The 4,662-nt window shown below is 69.2% G+C and carries 5 protein-coding genes; all 5 read left to right on the forward strand.

Features of this window, described 5'->3' with window-relative positions:
- Positions 1 to 23: 23 nt before the first annotated feature.
- A complete protein-coding gene (locus VTU_RS25340) occupies positions 24 to 671 on the forward strand; it encodes a sarcosine oxidase subunit gamma (protein WP_138927765.1) in 648 nt (215 codons plus the stop codon).
- A 38-nt stretch (positions 672 to 709) separates the two neighbouring features.
- Complete coding sequence (locus VTU_RS0102075; RefSeq protein WP_010100251.1) at positions 710 to 1,681, forward strand: dipeptidase; 972 nt, start codon at positions 710 to 712, stop codon at positions 1,679 to 1,681.
- A gap of 67 nt (positions 1,682 to 1,748) precedes the next feature.
- A complete protein-coding gene (locus VTU_RS0102080; RefSeq protein ID WP_010100253.1) occupies positions 1,749 to 2,642 on the forward strand; it encodes a glycine betaine ABC transporter substrate-binding protein in 894 nt (297 codons plus the stop codon).
- 33 nt (positions 2,643 to 2,675) lie between these two features.
- Positions 2,676 to 3,257 carry a DUF5943 domain-containing protein gene (locus VTU_RS0102085; RefSeq protein WP_010100255.1) on the forward strand — a complete coding sequence of 194 codons (582 nt, stop codon included), beginning with the start codon at positions 2,676 to 2,678 and terminating at the stop codon, positions 3,255 to 3,257.
- A gap of 15 nt (positions 3,258 to 3,272) precedes the next feature.
- Positions 3,273 to 4,662: oxidoreductase (locus tag VTU_RS0102090; protein WP_010100258.1), on the forward strand; the 1,390-nt coding region annotated here is incomplete at its 3' end.

Below are 4,662 nucleotides of genomic sequence, written 5' to 3' on the forward strand. Positions count from 1 at the left end.
GGACGCGCAGGGGGAGCGCCAAAATGCCTGATCCTGATCTGCTGCGCTCGCCGCTGCACGCCTTCGCGCTGCCGGACCGGGCCTGCGTGCCCGCGGAGCACCACCGCGTGCGGCTCTGCGAGTTGCCGCACCTGGGCTATCTGGTGCTGCGCGGCAGGGCCGACGACGCGGCGTTCATGCAGGCCGTGGCCGCTGTCCTGGGCCAGCCGCTGCCGACGCAGCCGATGGCGGTCCTGCCCACGGCGCGCGGCGTGGTGCTCTGGGTCTCGCCCGACGAATGGCTGCTGGTGTGCCAGCGCTCCTGCCGCGCCGCGCTGCTCGCCGACCTGGGCGCCGCGCTGCACGCAGTCTTCTCCCAGGTCGTGGACAACAGCGGCGGCCTGACCACGCTGCGCCTGGCCGGCCCCGACCACCTGCTGCTGCTGCGCCAGCTCGGCCCCTGCGACTTCGCCAGCCTGGAGGTCGGGCACTGCGTGAGCACCGTGTTCTCCAAGGCCGGCGTGAGCGTGGTGCGCACCGACGCGGCCGGCGTGCTGCTGCTGTTTCGCCGCAGTTTTGCCGACTACGTCTGGCGCCTGATCGAGCGCACCGCGCAGCCCTGCCGGCCCTGCGTCACCCGCCTGGCGCAGTGCGCCGACCCGGTTTTCGCGCCCCTGGTCGAGGGCACCTGAAAGCCCCCTTCCCTCTCTCTCCACCCGAAAGACCCCCCATGAGCACGCTGCACCAGGACGCATTGATCATCGACGGCCTCATCATTTCCAAGTGGGAGCGCGCGGTTTTCGAGGACATGAGAAAGGGCGGGCTGAGCGCCGCGAACTGCACCGTCTCGGTGTGGGAAGACTTCCGCGGCACGGTGGCGAACATCGCCCGCATGAAGCAGCTGATCCGCGCCAACGGCGACCTGCTGACCCTGGCGCGCAGCACGGCCGACATCGAACAGGCGAAGAAAGACGGCAGGACCGCGATCGTTCTGGGTTTCCAGAACGCGCACGCCTTCGAGGACCAGCTCGGCCACGTCGAAGCCTTTCACGACATGGGGGTGCGCGTGGTCCAGCTCTGCTACAACACGCAGAACCTGATCGGCACCGGCTGCTACGAGCGCGACGGCGGCCTCTCGGGCTACGGCCACGAGGTCGTCGCCGAGATGAACCGCGTCGGCATCATGGTCGATCTGTCGCACGTCGGCGCAAAGACCTCGGAGGAGGCGATTCTGGCGTCGAAGCAGCCGGTCACCTACTCGCATTGCCTGCCGGCCGGCCTGAAGGAGCACCCGCGCAACAAGAGCGACGCGCAGCTGCGGTTCATCGCCGACCACGGCGGCTTCATCGGCGTGACCATGTTCCCGCCGTTTCTCCAGCGCGGCGTGAACGCCACGGTGGACGACTACGTGCAAGCGCTCGACTATGTGATCAACCTGGTCGGCGAGGACTGCGTGGGAATCGGCACCGACTTCACCCAGGGCTACGGCCAGGATTTCTTCGACTGGCTCACGCACGACAAGGGCGTGAACCGCCGCCTGACCGAGTTTGGCCCGATCCAGAACCCGCTGGGCATCCGCACCATCGGCGAAATGCCGAACCTGACCGCGGCCATGGAGCGCGCGCGCTGGCCGATGCCCAAGATCACCAAGGTGATGGGGCGCAACTGGCTGCGCGTGTTTGCCCAGGTCTGGGGCGCGTGAGGGGCCGCCCCGAGCGCCGCACCAGACATCCACACCCGCCAGGGTCCATTCTTCAAGGAGGTCCAGCATGTTCCAGCAACGCACCCATTCCCCGCGGCACCGCCGCCCGTTTCTGACCCGCACCCTGCTGGGCCTGGCCGCCGCGCTGGCGCTCCCGGGCCGCGCCGCGTGGGCGCAGCAGGGCAAGCCGGCGATCCGCATCGGCGTCGTCGATGGCTGGGCGGACAGCGTCGCCACGACCCAGCTCGCCGCCGCCGTGATCCGCAGCAAGCTCGGCCACCCCGTCGAGCTGGTGTCGGTGGCCGCGGGCCTGATGTGGCAAGGCGTTGCGCGCGGTGACCTGGACGCCACGCTCGCGGCCTGGCTGCCGGTCACGCACGGGGCGTACATGGCCAACTTCAAGGACAAGGTACAGGTCCTGGGCGTGAACTACGCCGGCGCGAAGATCGGTCTCATCGTTCCCGACTACGTCAAGGCCACGAGCCTCGCGGACCTGAACGGCCTGCGCGCGGACTTCGACAACCGCATCGTCGGCATCGACGCGGGCGCGGGGATCATGCGCAAGACCGAGGAGGCCATCAAGGCCTACGGCCTGGAGATGCGCCTGCAATCGAGCTCGGGGCCGGCGATGAGCGCGGAACTCGACCGCGCGTACCGCGCGAACAAGCCCATCGTCGTCACCGGCTGGATCCCGCACTGGATGTTTTCCAAATACAAGCTGCACTTCCTGGCCGACCCGAAGAACGTCTACGGCGCCGAAGAGAACGTGCACAGCGTCGTGCACCCCGGGCTGGGCAGCAAGGCCCCTGCGGTCGTGGCCTTGCTGAGCCGGCTGTCGTGGAGGCCCGAGGAGATCGGCAGCGTGATGCTGGCCATCGAGGGCGGGACGAAACCCGAGGCCGCGGCCGAAAAGTGGATGCACGACAACCCGGAGCGCGTCGCCAGCTGGCTCGCGCCCTGAACGCGAAACGACACCCACCCCACGAGGCCCCCGATGACCCCGCAACTGCCCATCGATGTAGCCGCCGACAGCGGCATCTGGACCACCGACGGTCTGCCGATGATTTACATGCCGCGGCATTTCTTCGTGAACAACCACGTCGAGACCGAGGCCGTCGTCGGGCGCGAGCGGTACGCGCCCGCGCTGTACAAGGCCGGCCACCGCTCGGCGCATTTCTGGTGCCAGCAAGAGGCCGTGACCCACGGATTGAAGGGGCTCGCGGTCTACCGGCACTACCTCCAGCGCCTGTCGCAACGCGGCTGGGGCCAGTTCGCGTTCCTCCACGCCGACGCCGACACGGGCTGCGCCCAGGTCCGGGTGGCGCATTCGGTGTTCGTGCTCGCGCAAGGCATTGCCGGCGTTCCGGTGCGGCGCGACAGGATCTGCTACGCCTTCGCCGGCTGGTTCGCCGGCGCGATGGACTGGGTGCTCGAATCTGGCGGATCGCGCCTGCGCACGACCTGCGCCGAGGACCGGTGCGCGGCCGAACACGCCGGACATACCGAGCACGCCGGACCGGCCGAAGGCGCACCGCCGCAGCCGCCGCACTGCATCTTCACCGTTCACCCCCTTTGAACTCAGGGCCGGACCATGCGCTACCCGCATCTGTTTGAACCCCTGCGCCTGAACCAGCTGCTGCTGCGCAACCGCATCGTGAGCACCGCGCACGCCGAGGTCTACGGCCGCGACGGGGTCCCGACGCCGCGCTACATCCGCTACTACGAAGAGAAGGCCCGGGGGGGCGTCGGCCTGGCGATTTGCGGCGGCTCCAGCCCGGTGTCGCGCGACAGCCCCTGGTCCTGGTGGAGCTCGATCAATCTGACGCGCGGCGCGGTCGTCGAGCCGCTGTCCAGGCTCGCCGAAACCATGCACCGGCACGGCACGAAGCTGATGATCCAGGCCACGCACATGGGGCGGCGCAACGCCTGGGGCGGCTTCGACTGGCCGCATCTGGTCAGCCCCTCGGGAATCCGCGAGCCGGTGCACCGGGGCAACGCGAAGACCATCGAGGTCGAGGAAATCCGGCGCATCGTCGCCGACTTTGGCCGGGCCGCGAAACGGGTGCAGGACGCCGGGCTCGACGGGATCGAGATCTCCGCCGCGCACCAGCATCTGATCGACCAATTCTGGAGCCCGCGCGTGAACCAGCGCAGCGACGAGTACGGCGGCAGCCTGGAGAACCGCCTGCGTTTCGGCATGCAGGTGCTCGAGGCCGTGCGCGAGCAGGTCGGCGCCGACTTCTGCGTCGGCCTGCGCGTGAGTGCCGACGAGTTCCACGAGGACGGAATCGACCACGAGGTGGCCAAGGAGATCGCCCAGGCCATGTCGGAAAGCGGCCTCATCGATTTTCTGGACGTGGTCGGATCGGGCGCCGACACGCACAACACCCTGGCCAACTGCATGCCGCCCATGGCGCTGCCGCCCGAGCCCTTCGTGCATCTGGCCGCGGGGATCAAGTCCGTCTCCAGGGTGCCGGTGCTGCACGCGCAGGGAATCCGCGACGCCGCGCAGGCGGAACGCATCCTGGCCGCCGGCATGGTCGATCTGGTGGGCATGACGCGCGCGCAGATTGCCGACCCGCACATGGTCGTGAAGATCCGCGACGGCCGGGAGGACCAGATCAAACAATGCGTTGGCGCGAATTACTGCATCGACCGGCAGTACAAGGGCCTGGACGTGCTGTGCATCCAGAACGCCGCCACGGGCCGTGAACAGAGCATGCCGCAGGTGCTCGAAAAGAGCGCCGGCGTACACCGCAAGGTGGTCGTCGTCGGCGCCGGCCCCGCGGGCCTGGAGGCCGCGCGCGTGGCGCGTGCGCGCGGCCACGAGGTGCTGCTGTTCGAGCAGGCGTCCGCGGTCGGCGGCCAGGTGAATCTGGCCGCGAAGGCGCCCCAGCGCGAGCAGATGGCCGGAATCATCCGCTGGTTCGACATGGAAACCCGGCGCCTGGGCGTGCAGCGGCGCCTGGGCGTCACGGCCG

The organism is Verminephrobacter aporrectodeae subsp. tuberculatae At4, from assembly GCF_000193225.1.
Taxonomy (GTDB): domain Bacteria; phylum Pseudomonadota; class Gammaproteobacteria; order Burkholderiales; family Burkholderiaceae_C; genus Acidovorax; species Acidovorax aporrectodeae.

Coding starts and splice junctions, on each gene's coding strand:
- VTU_RS25340 (WP_138927765.1), top strand. CDS start 24: ATGCCTGATCCTGATCTGCTGCGCTCGCCGCTGCACGCCTTCGCGCTG.
- VTU_RS0102075 (WP_010100251.1), top strand. CDS start 710: ATGAGCACGCTGCACCAGGACGCATTGATCATCGACGGCCTCATCATT.
- VTU_RS0102080 (WP_010100253.1), top strand. CDS start 1,749: ATGTTCCAGCAACGCACCCATTCCCCGCGGCACCGCCGCCCGTTTCTG.
- VTU_RS0102085 (WP_010100255.1), top strand. CDS start 2,676: ATGACCCCGCAACTGCCCATCGATGTAGCCGCCGACAGCGGCATCTGG.